Origin of the sequence: Citrobacter sp. R4, from assembly GCF_026719175.1 — a bacterium.
In the GTDB taxonomy this organism is placed as follows: Bacteria; Pseudomonadota; Gammaproteobacteria; order Enterobacterales; family Enterobacteriaceae; genus Citrobacter_A; species Citrobacter_A sedlakii.
In genome coordinates, this window is the sequence record NZ_JAPPSU010000001.1 from 102,874 (window position 1) to 117,696 (window position 14,823).

Annotated in this window: 16 protein-coding genes; 6 read left to right on the forward strand and 10 right to left on the reverse strand. The window is 53.7% G+C overall.

Annotation, left to right across the window (positions count from 1 at the left end; genetic code table 11):
• Positions 1–12: 12 nt before the first annotated feature.
• The 6 genes from citG to citC are packed head-to-tail and all read right to left on the reverse strand — an operon-like array spanning position 13 to position 5,265.
• Positions 13–921: a triphosphoribosyl-dephospho-CoA synthase CitG gene (citG, locus tag OOJ60_RS00460; protein WP_042285561.1), complete on the reverse strand. Its 909-nt coding sequence runs from the start codon at positions 919–921 to the stop codon at positions 13–15.
• On the reverse strand, positions 893–1,444 hold the full coding sequence (gene citX / locus OOJ60_RS00465) for a citrate lyase holo-[acyl-carrier protein] synthase (protein ID WP_042285557.1): 552 nt from the start codon (positions 1,442–1,444) through the stop codon (positions 893–895). The genes citG and citX overlap by 29 nt, the downstream gene beginning before the upstream one ends.
• A 3-nt stretch (positions 1,445–1,447) precedes the next feature.
• Entirely contained in the window at positions 1,448–2,980 is a 1,533-nt protein-coding gene (gene citF, locus OOJ60_RS00470) for a citrate lyase subunit alpha (protein WP_042285554.1), read from the reverse strand.
• 10 nt (positions 2,981–2,990) lie between these two features.
• A complete protein-coding gene (gene citE, locus OOJ60_RS00475) occupies positions 2,991–3,899 on the reverse strand; it encodes a citrate (pro-3S)-lyase subunit beta (RefSeq protein WP_042285551.1) in 909 nt (302 codons plus the stop codon).
• Complete coding sequence (citD, locus tag OOJ60_RS00480) at positions 3,896–4,192, reverse strand: citrate lyase acyl carrier protein (protein ID WP_042285548.1); 297 nt, start codon at positions 4,190–4,192, stop codon at positions 3,896–3,898. The genes citE and citD overlap by 4 nt, the downstream gene beginning before the upstream one ends.
• On the reverse strand, positions 4,189–5,265 hold the full coding sequence (citC, locus tag OOJ60_RS00485) for a [citrate (pro-3S)-lyase] ligase (protein WP_181821801.1): 1,077 nt from the start codon (positions 5,263–5,265) through the stop codon (positions 4,189–4,191). The genes citD and citC overlap by 4 nt, the downstream gene beginning before the upstream one ends.
• Before the next feature lie 388 nt (positions 5,266–5,653).
• On the opposite strand from citC, the gene dpiB reads away from it, so the two are divergent.
• Positions 5,654–7,315 (forward strand): sensor histidine kinase DpiB, encoded by a 1,662-nt coding sequence (gene dpiB / locus OOJ60_RS00490; protein ID WP_042285541.1) that lies wholly within the window; start codon positions 5,654–5,656, stop codon positions 7,313–7,315.
• On the forward strand, positions 7,284–7,961 hold the full coding sequence (gene dpiA, locus OOJ60_RS00495; protein ID WP_042285538.1) for a two-component response regulator DpiA: 678 nt from the start codon (positions 7,284–7,286) through the stop codon (positions 7,959–7,961). Before dpiB ends, dpiA begins: the two co-directional genes overlap by 32 nt.
• 119 nt (positions 7,962–8,080) lie before the next feature.
• Here dpiA and dcuC read toward each other — a convergent pair whose 3' ends face one another.
• Entirely contained in the window at positions 8,081–9,466 is a 1,386-nt protein-coding gene (gene dcuC / locus OOJ60_RS00500; RefSeq protein ID WP_181821799.1) for an anaerobic C4-dicarboxylate transporter DcuC, read from the reverse strand.
• Between the two features lie 458 nt (positions 9,467–9,924).
• Between dcuC and pagP the strand changes: the two genes are divergently transcribed.
• The gene (pagP, locus tag OOJ60_RS00505; protein WP_233470864.1) at positions 9,925–10,488 is read left to right on the forward strand and encodes a lipid IV(A) palmitoyltransferase PagP; all 564 of its coding nucleotides are present in this window, start codon (positions 9,925–9,927) and stop codon (positions 10,486–10,488) included.
• 173 nt (positions 10,489–10,661) lie between these two features.
• On the forward strand, positions 10,662–10,871 hold the full coding sequence (cspE, locus tag OOJ60_RS00510; protein ID WP_000034826.1) for a transcription antiterminator/RNA stability regulator CspE: 210 nt from the start codon (positions 10,662–10,664) through the stop codon (positions 10,869–10,871).
• 54 nt (positions 10,872–10,925) lie between these two features.
• Here cspE and crcB read toward each other — a convergent pair whose 3' ends face one another.
• Complete coding sequence (gene crcB / locus OOJ60_RS00515) at positions 10,926–11,309, reverse strand: fluoride efflux transporter CrcB (protein ID WP_205611751.1); 384 nt, start codon at positions 11,307–11,309, stop codon at positions 10,926–10,928.
• Between the two features lie 91 nt (positions 11,310–11,400).
• Between crcB and OOJ60_RS00520 the strand changes: the two genes are divergently transcribed.
• Together OOJ60_RS00520 and tatE are read left to right on the forward strand one after the other, a co-directional pair.
• The gene (locus OOJ60_RS00520; protein WP_205611752.1) at positions 11,401–12,189 is read left to right on the forward strand and encodes a deaminated glutathione amidase; all 789 of its coding nucleotides are present in this window, start codon (positions 11,401–11,403) and stop codon (positions 12,187–12,189) included.
• Positions 12,190–12,317: 128 nt separating this feature from the next.
• Complete coding sequence (tatE, locus tag OOJ60_RS00525) at positions 12,318–12,521, forward strand: twin-arginine translocase subunit TatE (protein WP_042285523.1); 204 nt, start codon at positions 12,318–12,320, stop codon at positions 12,519–12,521.
• A 99-nt stretch (positions 12,522–12,620) separates the two neighbouring features.
• Here the strand turns inward: tatE and lipA are convergent, their stop codons facing one another.
• Both lipA and OOJ60_RS00535 read right to left on the reverse strand, forming a co-directional pair.
• Complete coding sequence (gene lipA / locus OOJ60_RS00530) at positions 12,621–13,586, reverse strand: lipoyl synthase (protein WP_042285520.1); 966 nt, start codon at positions 13,584–13,586, stop codon at positions 12,621–12,623.
• A 207-nt stretch (positions 13,587–13,793) separates the two neighbouring features.
• Positions 13,794–14,747: a YbeF family transcriptional regulator gene (locus tag OOJ60_RS00535; protein WP_042285516.1), complete on the reverse strand. Its 954-nt coding sequence runs from the start codon at positions 14,745–14,747 to the stop codon at positions 13,794–13,796.
• Positions 14,748–14,823 lie beyond the last annotated feature (76 nt).

Genomic DNA, 14,823 nt, shown 5'->3' on the forward strand with positions numbered 1-14,823 from the left:
GAAAAGGAAATTTTAATAAGTGTTTAAATGGTTAACCTGAGAAAGTTGAGCTAAAAACCACGTCACGATCAGCAGATCGGCGCTACCGCCGGGGCTGAGATTGCGTTCAATACACGCCTGATCGAACTGGTGAAGCCGGTCGAGATCGTCGGCGCTACGAATGCCGCCGCTTTGCAGTAAGGCTGTGGCCTGCTGCTGGATCCAACGCAAACCTGCCGCCCCGCCGCGCGAGGCGACGTTGGTATCGCCATTGCGCGCGATCAGCACAAGCAGCGTGTCGAGCAGCGCCAGTTCCGGGTCGCGTCCCGTGGCGAGCAGGGTGCGGTAATGCGGCAGTGCGTGGCGGATCACTAAGGGGTATCCCGCCTCGGCTTCGCCGCGCGCGCCGGTTAAGCCCAACTGGAAATAAAGACGCTGGCCTGCGGTTTTTTGGTGATTGTTATTGCGCAGTTCGCGTGTCGTCAGGCCCCGGCAAAAGCTCGCGGCGGCGGCGCAGATCGTTTCAGGCGTAATGGGGCGCTGCAGCTGATGTAAGCGGCCAATGGCGGCGCACAGCAAACCCAGCGAAAAAATGCTGCCCTTGTGGGTGTTGACCCCTGCGGTGGCGCGGAACATATCCGCTTCGCAGGCCATACCTAATGGACGCAGCCCGCTTAACACCGAGTCTGCCGGTAGCTGTGCGCAGCAGGCGCCGTATTCGATAAAACGCGGCAGCCAGCCCTGAATGGCCTGCGCGCTACGATGAAAATCGGCGAGCGCCATATCTTTATGCGCGCCGCAGTTCAGGCGATCGACCAGTCCTGGCTTCGGCGACAGATTCACTTCCGTCAGCATGGCGCGCCAGGCGAGATGCGCGTAAGCGTCAAACAGCGTGCGCGGCAGGGCGGTGGTTTCACCGTGCGTATCGGGAATCGGCAGCATGTAATAGCGCCTCCATGTGGTTAAGAAGATCGGAGAGCGTATGGGTTTTCCCGCGCGCGCACGCTGCGGCGCTTTGCCCGCACAGCAGGCAGCGGCGGGCAGGCAGCGCAAAATGGCGACGGGAGAGAATTTCGCCTCCGGGCGTCAGGACGTCGATGTCCCACAGGCGTCCCAGAGGATGGTTATGTTCAAGCTCTATCGTCGCGAGCTTGATGTCACGGGCCGGCGCTTCTATGGAGATCATGCCTTCCGGCCCGCTTGCAGAGGCCAGTGCAGCCTGCTCCCTGATTAACCAGCCCGCTGTCTCCGCCAGCGCGTACAGGGCAGTCACGCCGTGATTAAAGAGGCGACGGGTGAGTGCGCTGTCTTTGATCGGGCCGGGCGCCACCACGGTAAAGGAGACCAGTGGAATGGGATGGCGCTTAAGCCAGGCGTGTTGCCTTGCCTGTCTCTCATCCCGGCTGGCGAGCAGCTCGGGAATAGAAACCGCGTGGCGGGTGGCCTGTTCAGGAAGCAGGTGCATGGCTTATTCCTTCACCTGATGAACAACGTCAATCACGGAACCGTCGCGATAACGCACCACGGCGATCACGCGGTCAGTGAACGCGATGGGACGCGGTTCGCCAGTGAGCTGTTGCGCGCGCTCGCGCAGCCACGCGATCGGCACCACTTTCATACCGGCTTCTTTCAGGCGTTCCGCCAGTTCCGGTCGTGCCGGGTTAACGGCAATGCCGTGGTCGGTCACCAGAATGTCGACGCTGGAGCCCGGGGTGACGCAGGTCAGCACGTTATCGACCAGCGTGGGAATGCGACCGCGTACCAGCGGCGCGACGATGATGGACAGCGCAGCAGCGACCGCGGTGTCGCAGTGACCGCCGGACGCGCCGCGAATCACGCCGTCGGAGCCGGTCAGCACGTTGACGTTAAACTGGGTGTCCACTTCCAGCGCGCTCAGCACCACCACGTCCAGGCGGTCAACGGAGGCGCCTTTGGAACCCCAGTTTGCGTACTGGTTCGCGCTGATTTCGATGTGGTTCGGGTTGCGCGCCAGCGACTGAGCGGCGTTGCGATCGAAGCTCTGAACGTCTAACAGTTTGCGAATCAGCCCCTTTTCATGCAGGTCGACGATGGTGGCGGTGATGCCGCCCAACGCAAAGTCCGCACAAATGTTGCGGCTGCGCATTTTGTCTTCAAGGAAGCGGGTGACCGCCAGCGACGCGCCGCCGGTGCCGGTTTGCAGCGAGAAACCTTCTTTGAAGTAGCCGGAGTTAACAATCACGTCCGCCGCGCTGCGGGCAATAAGCAGCTCGCGGGGGTTGGTGGTCATACGGGTGGCGTCTGCGCCGATTTTATCGGCATCGCCGACCTGATCGATCTGAACGATAAGATCGACCTGATCCTGGGCGATGCTGGCCGGATTATGCGGATACGGCAGCAGTTGTTCCGTCAACAGCACCACCTGATTGGCGCTTTCGGCGTCGACCCGGGCATAGCCGAGCGAACCACAGCAGGCTTTCCCGGTATAGCCGTTGGCATTACCAAACGGGTCGCAGGACGGCACGCCGAGAAAAGCGACGTCAATATTCAGCTCGCCGCTTTGCACCAGATTGACGCGCCCGCCGTGGGAGTGGATCTGCACAGGCTCGGCCAGCAGGCCACGCGAGATCTCTTCCGCCAGCGGCCCGCGCAGGCCGGAAGTATAGATGCGGCTGACCACGCCTTTACGAATATGGTCAACCAGCGGCGCGTGGCAGTCGCTCAGGGAGCTGGAGGCCAGGGTCAGGTTTTTAAAGCCCATGCTGGCGATAGTGTCCATCACCAGGTTAATGGTCAGATCGCCGCCGCGAAACGCATGGTGGAAGGAGATGGTCATCCCGTCCTGTAAACCGGAACGGCGGATGGCTTCTTCCAGGTTTGCGCACAGCTTTTGGTTGCGCGGTTTCTGCGCCTGCAGGTTCTGTTTGGACGCGTTTTTATAGCTGGACAGGTTGCTTTCAGCGCGGCGGCTCCAGGCCGTTACCCGTTCCTGTCGTTGAGACTGTTCGTTTTTCTGGGTCATTATTTTTGCCTTATTCTTCGCGGATGCCGGAAAGTTCTGCGCGGGAGAGCACCAGACGCGCGCGCTCGATCACCGGGCTGTCGACCATCTTGCCGTTCAGAGAGACCACCCCAAGTCCCTCGCGGGCGGCGGCTTCAGCGGCTTCCACGACCAGACGCGCATGGTTGACCTCTTTTTGCGTCGGGGCGTACAGGTTATGCAGCAGTTCAATCTGGCGTGGGTTGATCAGCGATTTGCCGTCAAAGCCCAACTGTTTGATGTGCGCGGCTTCATGCAGAAAACCCGCTTCGTTGTTGGCATCGGAATACACGGTGTCGAACGCCTGGATACCGGCGGAACGTGCGGCCTGCAAAATAGCGCAGCGGGCGAACAGCAGTTCGGTGCCTTCCGGCGAGCGCTCGGTGCGCAGGTTGCGCACATAGTCTTCCGCGCCCAGGGCGATACCGATTAGGCGTTCAGAGGCGTGGGCGATCTCTACCGCGCGGGTAATGCCCAGCGGTGACTCAATGGCCGCCAGCAGGCCGGTGCTGCCTGGTTCGCGGCCGCAGGCTTTTTCAATGCGCAGGATTTCGTTTTCAATATCAATAACGTCCTGCGCCGTGTCGGTTTTCGGCAAACGAACCACGTCAGCGCCGCCGCGAACGACAGCCTCCAGATCGTTGACGCCAAACTCGGAGTCCAGCGCGTTGACACGCACGATGGTCTCTACATCGCGATACAGAGGATGCTGCAGCGCGTGGTAAACCATGCGACGAGCCGTGTCTTTCTCACGCAGCGCAACGGAATCTTCCAGGTCGAACATCAGCGCATCGGCGGGGTAAATAAAGGCGTTGCTGACCATGGCGGCGTTGGCGCCCGGAACAAACAGCATGCTGCGGCGCGTGCGGGTTTTACGTTGTTGTAAAGACGCGGAAATCATTGGCGATCCTCCCATGGCAGGGCCGGGATGCCGCTGGCGCGAGCCAGTAACGCTTCCAGTCGTGCGCGTAAAATACAGTCCAGCGCGCCTTTATCATCGACATTCACTTGCACGCCGCGTACGTCATATTGCGCAAGAACCGCCAGAATGGTGGCGCGAATGGCCTCGCCAAACTGTTTCTCAACGCTGCTATTGATTTGCAGGTCAATCTCCTGCGTATCGAGAGGGGCGATGCGGATCATCACATCACCCGACTCAAGTGTGCCTGCGACGGCAGCCTGGTTTATTTTCATTTTTCACCTGTTACTAATGCGGGGGTCTTTTGGCGGACTGTCGCACCGTTTGCGGGACGTTCAGCCATTTGTTGCAGATAGTGCAACGTGGCAGGCGGCACCAGCGGCGCGATAGCCGTGAGATCTTTTTTAACCAGCAGCTTGCGGACCAGCGAGGCCGAGATGGGCGTCTCCTGGTAACACAGGCGCTCTATTTCCACCAGTTCAATCGGTGGGGCGGGAAGGGTGGGCGTCTCCAGCCAGAAACGCATGTCGTGGTTATACTGGGCGGTGACGGTACAGAACGGTTCCGTTCCGACGAAACGATGGGTGATTCCCAGGGCAGGCGCCAGATGCTGACGGAAAATTTTCAGGTCAATTTCCGTATAGCAGTGATTAATGACGCTCTGTTCTTTAATGAAGTAACACGGGAATGTGGCGCGGGAAATAATGTATTCGGAACCGCGATGCACAGTGAGACGCGGGATATCCGCCGAGCCTTTGATCACCAGATCGAACCGGTCTTCATAAGGAAAGCGCGAGGTGTCTTCTTTCACCAGAAACAGATGCAGCCAGTCGCACTGCGCCGCCGCCTGCTGGATCAGATAGCGGTGTCCGTTGGTGAATGGGTTGGCGTTCATTACGATGCAGCCGATTTTTTTACCGTCGTGACGCAGACGGGTTAACGATTCTGCATAGCGTTTCAGGCGGGTTGCGCTGTTTTCCATCAGCACCATGATGCCGGGAACATTGGCGAGGGTCGAAAAACCGCACTGTCGGAACAGGGCTTCGTATTCCGTTTTGGTGTAAATGAACAGATGCGTGCAATGTCTTTCGTAAGCGAGATTGATCAACTCTGTCGCCAGCGTGAGCGCTAATCCTTCGCCGCGTACCGATTCGCTGATGGCCACGCACTTAATGATATTTCCGGCAATGCCGCCGCAGGCGATAAGGCGGTCATCACGGGTCACCGTAATAAACACCTCCACGGTGGTATCGATGCTTAAATCATTCTCTTTCAGGAATTGTGTGATCGCCGCCATTTTTATATTTTCTGAGCGTTTGACCCGTGTAAACACATTATTACTAAACATAGTAAAGGCATCCTGAGAAGCTATATTGTTGCCGTTTTGAGGCGAATGTTGTACGAAAAAGCAATTTAATAACGTTTTGTTTTCATTTGGAGGAAAAGAAAATTTTGCGACGAGATATTTCTTTTTCTCCCGAACACATACATCGTAAGGAGTATTTAGGGGGTAAATTTTGATTTATTTCACAAACACTTAGATGGTTTTTATGGGTTTAATGGTTTTAAGTTTTTTAATTATTCTAATCACAATTTGAGATGTGGTTTTAAGTTGTTTAATTGATTTAAAGTGATGAATCTGTAACGATCACTCTTATTCCGCTTGCGTGGGAGTAAAACATTTTTATTACATTTAGCGTGCGTGCTCTGTTTATAATGCCGGTAAAGGAACAGCAATGTTGGTTCAAAAAAATAAAAAGCCGTTTTCTTTTTTTCGACAACTGGCATTTCCGTTGCGTATTTTTCTGCTTATTCTGGTTTTCTCTGTGTTCATTATCGCCGCGCTGGCGCAATATTTTTCCGCCAGTTTTGAAGACTATTTGACCCGCCACGTTCGTGATATGGCGATGAACCAGGCGAAGATCATCGCCGCGAACGACAGCATCATTGCGGCGGTGAAAACCCGTGATTACAAGCGACTGGCAACCATTGCCGATAAGCTGCAAATCGACACGGACTTTGACTACGTGGTGATTGGCGATCGCAACTCTGTTCGCCTTTATCACCCGAACCCGGAAAAAATCGGCTACCCGATGCAGTTCATCAAGCCAGGCGCGCTGGAGAAAGGGGAAAGCTATTTCATCTCTGGTACCGGCTCAATCGGCAATGCCATGCGCGCCAAAACGCCGATCTTTGATAATGAAGGCAATGTTATCGGCGTCGTCTCCATCGGTTATCTGGTCAGTAAAATAGACAGCTGGCGGCTGGACTTTATTCTGCCGATGGCGGGCGTGTTTGTGCTGTTGCTGGTGGTTCTGATGCTACTTTCGTGGCTGTTCGCCGCCCATATTCGTCGTCAGATGATGGGCATGGAACCCCGGCAGATCGCCCGGGTGGTGCGCCAGCAGGAGGCGCTGTTTAGCTCGGTGTATGAAGGGCTGATTGCGGTGGATCCTGACGGTTTTATCACGGCGATTAACCGTAGCGCGAGAAAAATGCTTGGTCTGCGCTCGCCAGGACGACAGTGGTTAGGCAGGCGTATTGAGGACGTGGTGTCGCCGTCCGATTTTTTTACCGATCGCATTGCTGAAAAACGCGTTGACGTCATGATGAATTTCAACGGCCTGAGCGTGATTGCTAATCGCGAAGCGATCCGTTCCGGCGAGGAACTGCTGGGGGCGATTATCAGCTTTCGCAGTAAAGACGAAATCGCCACCCTGAACGCCCAGTTAACCCAGATCAAGCAATACGTAGAGAGTCTCAGAACGTTACGCCACGAACATCTTAACTGGATGTCGACGCTCAATGGCCTTTTACAGATGAAGGAGTACGATCGGGTCAGGGAGATGGTGCAGGGCGAGTCCCAGGCGCAGCAGCAGCTTATCGACAGTCTGCGCGACGCCTTTGCCGACCGCCAGGTAGCGGGATTGCTGTTTGGTAAGGTACAGCGCGCGCGTGAACTGGGGCTTAAAATGACGATTGTCCCTGGCAGCCAACTGCATCACCTGCCGCAAGGGCTGGACAGCACTGAATTTGCGGCGATTGTCGGCAATCTGCTGGATAATGCCTTCGAAGCGAGTTTACGCACAGTGGAAGGCAATAACGTGGTGGAACTGTATCTGAGCGACGAAGGTGACGAGGTGGTGATAGAAGTCGCCGACCAGGGCTGCGGCGTGCCAGAGGAGCTTCGCGACAAAATATTTGAACAGGGTGTCAGCACCCGTACCGATGAGCCGGGTGAGCACGGCATTGGCCTGTATCTGATTGCCAGCTATGTGAGACGCTGTGGCGGGATGATAACGCTGGAAGACAATTCCCCCTGCGGCACTCTATTTTCTCTCTTTATTCCGAAAGTGAAAAAGAACAATGACGGAACCATTAACCCTATTAATCGTTGAGGATGAAATGCTGCTTGCGGAAATGCATGCAGAATACATCCGCCATATTCCCGGTTTTAACCAGATCTGGTTAGCGGGCAACCTGGCGCAGGCAAGAATGATGATCGAACGCTTCAGACCGGGACTCATTCTGTTGGATAATTACCTGCCCGACGGGAAAGGGATCACCCTGCTGCACGAGCTGACCGAGTCGCACTATCCTGGCGGCGTAGTGTTTACCACGGCCGCCAGCGATATGGAAACGGTATCGGAAGCGGTGCGCAGCGGGGCGTTTGACTATTTGATCAAGCCCATCGCTTATGAGCGACTGGGACAGACTCTGACGCGCTACCAGCAGCGCAAACGGATGCTGGAAGGTAATGACAGCGCCAGCCAGCGACAGATTGATGAGATGTTTAATGCTTATGCCCGTGGGGAGCCGAAAGACGATCTGCCAACCGGAATTGATGCGCTTACCCTAAACGCGGTGAAGAAGCTGTTCGCCGACCCACAGGTACAGCACACCGCCGAAACCGTCGCTCAGGCGCTGACCATCAGCCGAACCACTGCCAGACGGTACCTTGAGTATTGCGCCAGTCGGCATCTGATTACAGCGGAAATAGTGCATGGAAAGGTAGGACGGCCGCAGCGCATTTACCACGGGTGATACACGTCAACCTTCACGCTGCCTCACTGTTCGCTACGCTCAAAACCCCAGTCACATCGTTATTATGCTCCTGGGGATTTCCCCGCGTCTTATCCGGCGCTGATCTCCCCCGGATAATATCAGCCGCCAGTGACGGCGGAAGACGTGCCTGGCACCATCACTTCGGTGGCGATAATCACGATTAACAGCCCCACCATGACCGGTACGGAAGTGCGTTTTACCACTTCAAACGGCGAAATTTTCGCCATTCCGGCTACCGCGACCACCACGCCGGAAACCGGAGAAATCGTCCGTCCCAGGTTGGAGGCTTGCAGCATCGGAATCGACAGGTACGCCGGGTTGATGCCGGACGAATGCGCCAGCTTGGGAATCATTTCGACAAACGCATAAAACGGCGCGTTACCGGAGCCGGTGGTCATCGCTGCCAGCATGGTCAGAATGACCAGCACCAGCATCAGAATGATGCTCGCCGAACCAAACGACGTGGCGATGGAGATAAGACTCTGGATAAAGCCAATCGTGCTCAGACCCTGTGCGAAAACGCCTGCGGCCACCAGCAGCATCACCACGTTGGCGAAAGCATCCGCCATGCCGCGATACGCGACTTCCAGCCCGGAGAAGACTTTCTGGGTATTAAAGCCACGAACAAACTCCAGCACTGCCGCAATCAGCATACACAGCACGAGAATGGTGATGATGTGCAACTGCGGTCCCCACTTGCCGTCAAAAATCAGTACCCCAATAATCGGTGTAAACGGCAGGATGGCATAAAATGCCGGGGCCGTGGTGGTGATCTCATTCACGTCCAGTATTTCATGGGCGATGTTTTCTTTTTTATCCAGATAACGCTGCCAGAAAAAGTGCGCTACCGCCATACCGATAATGGCGGCTATGGAGATCGGCAACGTCGTTTTAAAGGCAAAGTCGATGAGCGGCATTTCGGCGGCTTTCGCAGCCAGAACCACGTCGCCGGAGGTAGGCGAAAGGATAATCGCGGCAGGGGATGCACAAATTGCCGCTGCGGCGCCGCGGCTGATCCCGACGTTAACCATGACCGGGAACAACGTCGCCATCAACAATACGCCGAGGCCGGTAGCAGAAGAAACCGCCAGCGACATCAGACAGGCCACGAAATAGGCGGCAATCATCAGCAGGTAAGGCGAGTTAATATACTGCAGCGGCCTGGATGCCAGCTTCACCACCATATCATTTGCGCCGATATGGGTCATATAGGCGGCGAAACCGCAGAGCATCATGATCATCATGCCGAGATCGCCGCCGCGGCTCATTAGCAGGATCTTGATGTACTCGACAATATCGGTCGCCGTGTAACCCGTTGTCGATTCACTGGCAGGCAGAACCTTATGTCCCATCAACGCGCTGATAATCAACAGCGCCAGACCGCCGACAAAGAGTACGCCGGTCGCGGAATACCCCTTAATTATGTAGCGGGCGACGCCCACGATAACCACTACTCCAATAAGGAGTTCAATCACTGTTAACATTGTTTCCCCTGTCGCATGGACACCCAGATATGAAAATAAGAAAATACCAATTAAGTGGTGTAAAAATGTGCCGAATAACCCTGCGACACTCGCTGATTAAAATCAAGAAACAGACGAATTAAATCTGAGTTATCGGCTTTTTTTACAATAATGCTACCGGTTCAATATATCTCAGCCGGCTTTACCCCTGTTATGGGTGTTTGTTTTTTATTTGTGCAAATTATGATGCATCAATGTTAATAATTTGCGGGGCAGGAGAACAACGCGCGAAGCAGAACAAAAAAACAGCGATATCTCGCTGATAACACAGCAACAAATATACCCAAATATAATAAGGTTATTTGGGTGAAAATAAATCTTAGAACAATCTGATTCTGGTTTAAATCACCGCTGTTAAGGTCCCATTAAACTTTTTTTTGGTACAATTTAAGCTGTACTTAAGCAGGGTAATAAATATTGTGATGGTGGCTAAAAAATTCTTTTTCCTTATTGTTTTTCTTTTTATTCAATCCGGCCTGCAACAGCAGGCATTGGCTGAAGAGAAAGGATGGTTTACGACGTTTACCGACAATGTCGCGGAGACCTGGCGGGAGCCGGAACATTATGATTTATATATTCCTGCGATCACCTGGCATGCGCGTTTCGCTTACGATAAAGAAAAAACCGCTCGTTATAATGAGCGTCCGTGGGGCGGCGGTTTTGGTCAGTCACGTTGGGATGAAAAAGGAAACTGGCATGGCCTGTATATTATGGCCTTTAAAGACTCCTGGAATAAATGGGAGCCCATTGGCGGCTATGGTTGGGAAAGCACATGGCGCCCTCTGCCGGACGATAACTTCCGACTGGGGCTGGGCTTTACCGCAGGCGTTACGGCGCGCGATAACTGGAATTACATTCCTGTCCCGGTGCTGCTGCCGCTGGCGTCCATTGGGTACGGACCGGCAACGTTTCAGATGACCTACATCCCCGGTACCTACAATAATGGTAACGTCTATTTTGCCTGGATGCGCTTTCAGTTCTGAAGCGATAAGTGATTAAAAAGAGAAGATAAAACAATAAGCTATATGCTTATGCTAAAAAATAACGCGATATTTATCACTTTTTACCAAAGTTCGACTGGACAAAGCGTACCACAATTGGTGTACTGGTACCCGACACAGCATTTGTGTCTATTTTTCATGTAAAGGTAATTTTGATGTCTAAGATTAAAGGTAACGTTAAGTGGTTTAATGAGTCCAAAGGATTCGGTTTCATTACTCCGGAAGATGGCAGCAAAGACGTGTTCGTACACTTCTCTGCAATCCAGACCAATGGTTTTAAAACTCTGGCTGAAGGTCAGCGCGTAGAGTTCGAAATCACTAACGGTGCCAAAGGCCCTTCTGCTGCAAACGTAACCGCTCTGTAAGCCTACGTCAGCAAGAATTCAAAACCCGCTTAATCAGCGGGTTTTTTTTGATCTTTAGTGGCTGCTGGCGGCGGTAACTAACCAGAACGCCAGTGCGGTCATGGCAAACGAGCCGAGCAGGTTGACCAGCACATTCAGCATTGCCCAGGCAACACGTCCTTCCTGAAGCAGAAAAACCACTTCCGCGGAAAAGGTTGAGAAGGTCGTTAGCCCGCCGCAAAACCCCGTGGTGATAAGCACTTTCCACACAGGATCGATGTGGGTCATCCGACTAAACCACGCCAGTCCCATGCCAATGATAAATGCCCCCAGTAAATTCGCGGTCAGGGTACCCACAGGGATCGCCTGATGTATCGGATTAAACCGCATACTAAGCATCCATCTCGCTACACTTCCTGTACCACCGCCAATAAAAACTGCTAAAAGAAGTTGTAACACTGCGTAATCCTGTTATTTGATGAGTAATGGGTATGAGTGTAACGCTGAATAAACAGGGTTGGCGAGTGTAACCAACCCGACTGGAGGGTGTATGTTCGCTGCTGCCGGGCAATTTGCCGTCAGTCCCGTATGGGAAGAAAACGCAGAAACCTGCGTATCGTTGATGACGCAAGCGGTCAAACGCGGCGTCTCGCTGCTCGTTCTGCCAGAAGCGCTGCTGGCGCGCGATGATGCGGATCCCGATTTATCGGTTAAATCCGCCCAGCGACTGGAAGGGGAGTTCCTGCAGCGGCTTTTGCAGGAAAGCGCAAACAATACCCTGACCACTATCCTGACTATCCACGTTCCTTCGCTTCCCGGACGCGCGGTGAATACGTTGGTGGCGCTGCGCGCCGGGAAAATCGTGGCGAGCTACGCTAAGCTGCATCTTTACGATGCGTTTTCGATACAGGAATCGCGAAACGTCGACGCCGGAAAGGCGATTGCGCCGCTGATTGAGGTGGAAGGGGTTAAGGTCGGGCTGATGACTTGCTACGATCTGCGCTTTCCTGAGCTGTCGATCGCCCAGGCGTTACAAGGGGCTGACGTGCTGGTGCTTCCGGCTGCCTGGGTTCGTGGGTCGCTGAAAGAGCACCACTGGTCTACGCTGTTGGCGGCCCGGGCGCTGGACACGACCTGTTATATGGTCGCTGCCGGTGAGTGCGGGAATAAAAATATTGGTCAGAGCCGGATTATCGACCCGTTTGGCGTAACCGTCGCGGCGGCGGCAGAGTGCCCGGCGCTGATCATGGCAGAGATTTCTGCCGCGCGGATCCGCCAGGTGCGCGCGCAGTTGCCGGTGTTACGTAATCGCAGATTTGCGCCACCGCAATTATTATGACGTTTTTTTAAACACTGCTTGATTCACCTTGTTACAGATTGCTATTGTGTGCGCGCGTCAAATGACCGTTAATGTTATCCGGTTATCAAGGCACGCTTTGCTGCCTGTTTTAATTCGAGAAGGTATTTATGGGTGAGATTAGTATTACCAAACTGCTGGTGGTTGCCGCACTGGTTGTTCTGCTGTTTGGTACCAAGAAGTTACGCACGCTGGGTGGAGACCTGGGCACGGCAATCAAGGGCTTTAAAAAAGCCATGAACGATGACGATGCGACTGCAAAAAGAGACGTAGACGGTAACGTTCAGGCTGAAAAACTCTCTCATAAAGAGTAATGCCCGGAGCAGGATGCTCATCCGTTTTATGCTGACGAGAAAAAACCCGCCAGTGTGCGGGTTTTTTTTATGGCTGAAATGTAACGATTCGTTACTGAATCACTTCACTTCCATTCCTTTCGCCTGCAGGTCAGCATGGTAAGAGGAACGCACGAACGGACCGCAGGCGGCGTGGGTAAAGCCCATTGCCAACGCTTCCGCTTTCATCTCGTCAAACTCATCCGGGCTGACGTAGCGCTGTACCGGCAAATGGTGGCGACTCGGCTGCAGATACTGACCCAAAGTGAGCATGGTAACGCCGTGACGGCGCAGATCACGCATCACCTCAATGATTTCAGCATTCGTTTCGCCCAGACCCACCATCAGGCCTGACTTGGTCGGGATCTCCGGGTGCGCTTCTTTAAAGCGTTCCAGTAACTTCAGCGACCAGTTGTAGTCCGCGCCCGGACGAACCTGACGATAGATACGCGGTACGTTTTCAAGGTTATGGTTGAACACATCCGGCGGGGTGGCGGTCAGAATATCCAGTGCGCGATCCATACGGCCACGGAAGTCAGGCACCAGTGTTTCAATTTTTATGTTCGGGCTCTTTTCACGGATTGCGGTAATGCAGTCTGCAAAATGCTGCGCGCCGCCGTCACGCAGATCGTCACGATCCACGGAGGTGATCACCACATAGCGCAGCGCCATATCAGCAATGGTTTGCGCCAGCTTCACCGGCTCATTGGCGTCAGGGGCAACAGGGCGACCGTGAGCAACATCACAGAACGGGCAGCGACGGGTGCAAATTGCGCCGAGGATCATAAAGGTGGCGGTGCCGTGATTGAAACATTCCGCCAGGTTCGGGCAGGAGGCTTCCTCACAGACGGAATGCAGGCCGTTTTTGCGCATGGCGGCTTTAATGCCCTGGATACGCGTGGAGTCCGCTGGAAGCTTAATTTTCATCCATTCCGGTTTGCGCAGCAGGGCTTCGCGCTCTGTCGCCACATTTTTGACCGGGATAAGGGCCATCTTATCGGCATCGCGGTATTTAACACCGCGTTCCATCACAATGGGTTTACTCATAGCGTGCGTGTTCCAGTTGCGAATACGAAGGAAAGCGTTTTAATTCAATGAAATGTTGTATTTATCAACTATTTTTGAATTCACTACAGGCAGTATATCATTGAAACGGCCCTTAAAGCAGCCTGAGTGGTCGGTAAAATGTAAAATAGTTGTTGTTTTGTGCCATATGCCCAACCTCAGTTGTGACCCGACAGCAACATTTCCTTTTCAAAAAGCATCACGAATAACCGTAATCACGTTTTCAAGAATGGGATCGCGCAGGCTCAGTCGATTGTAATGGAGCGAGTAGTCGACCTGCTCGCGGTTCAGGGCGGGGTGCGGCAGCCGCTGTAGCGACCAGCACTGGTTGAACAGCGTGAAAAAACGGGCTGGCATAATGCCGACAAGATCGCTGTGTGCGATCAGCGAGGCAAGGGTGAACATGTTATAGCTGCTGAAGCTGATTTTCCGGTTCGGGAAAATCTCCTGGATCCGCTGGCGCAGCAGCGTGAAACTTTGCCCTTCTATCATCAACAGACTGTGTTCCGCATTGTCGACGTGCTCAGGGGTTGACGCGCCAGTCAGGAGTGGATGGTTCTGCCGGCAAACCAGTTCAATGTTGTCGGAAAAGAGAACCTGATGCTGGACCACGCGATTGCTGTAGACGTGGTTATCAATAATCAAATCGGTCTGGAACTGGCTGAGTTGGGCTTCGGCGTCATGCACGGGAATATTCCGCAACAGCAGTTGCGGAAAGCGGGTTTTGATCGCCTGGTAGAGGGTGGGCATCACCAGCGCGCCGACGGACGGCGAGGTGCCAATGGTAATGGTTCGCTGTTTGTCATAACAGCCGGTAAGATCGAGAGCGCCGAGAATCGACTCAAGACCCTGGCTGATATATTCGTGCAAATGAGTGGCATAGGCGGTTGGCGTAACGCCTTGTCCTTTGCGAATAAACAGCGGGTCGGGAAAAATAGTGCGCAGTTTCTGAATAGACTGGCTGATGGCCGAAGGCGTCAGATTGAGTATTTTGGCGGCGTTAACGATACCTTTATGAACATAAACAGCCTCAAAGATAGTCAACAGATTCAGGTCGATATTTCTTAGCGTTCTGAAAATTTGCGGTTTATCTTCGGGCCGGTGTTCGTAACAATGGCCTTTCGGCTGACTATTCTCACTCACGCTCACACTCCAGATTTATTTGTTTTATGAATAATTGCGTGAGTTATATTTATGAGCTGCATATATTTTCTCCACC

Coding starts and splice junctions, on each gene's coding strand:
- dpiB (WP_042285541.1), top strand. CDS start 5,654: ATGTTGGTTCAAAAAAATAAAAAGCCGTTTTCTTTTTTTCGACAACTG.
- citX (WP_042285557.1), bottom strand. CDS start 1,444: ATGCACCTGCTTCCTGAACAGGCCACCCGCCACGCGGTTTCTATTCCC.
- citC (WP_181821801.1), bottom strand. CDS start 5,265: ATGTTTAGTAATAATGTGTTTACACGGGTCAAACGCTCAGAAAATATA.
- cspE (WP_000034826.1), top strand. CDS start 10,662: ATGTCTAAGATTAAAGGTAACGTTAAGTGGTTTAATGAGTCCAAAGGA.
- dcuC (WP_181821799.1), bottom strand. CDS start 9,466: ATGTTAACAGTGATTGAACTCCTTATTGGAGTAGTGGTTATCGTGGGC.
- citG (WP_042285561.1), bottom strand. CDS start 921: ATGCTGCCGATTCCCGATACGCACGGTGAAACCACCGCCCTGCCGCGC.
- lipA (WP_042285520.1), bottom strand. CDS start 13,586: ATGAGTAAACCCATTGTGATGGAACGCGGTGTTAAATACCGCGATGCC.
- citE (WP_042285551.1), bottom strand. CDS start 3,899: ATGATTTCCGCGTCTTTACAACAACGTAAAACCCGCACGCGCCGCAGC.
- citD (WP_042285548.1), bottom strand. CDS start 4,192: ATGAAAATAAACCAGGCTGCCGTCGCAGGCACACTTGAGTCGGGTGAT.
- tatE (WP_042285523.1), top strand. CDS start 12,318: ATGGGTGAGATTAGTATTACCAAACTGCTGGTGGTTGCCGCACTGGTT.
- dpiA (WP_042285538.1), top strand. CDS start 7,284: ATGACGGAACCATTAACCCTATTAATCGTTGAGGATGAAATGCTGCTT.
- OOJ60_RS00520 (WP_205611752.1), top strand. CDS start 11,401: ATGTTCGCTGCTGCCGGGCAATTTGCCGTCAGTCCCGTATGGGAAGAA.
- citF (WP_042285554.1), bottom strand. CDS start 2,980: ATGACCCAGAAAAACGAACAGTCTCAACGACAGGAACGGGTAACGGCC.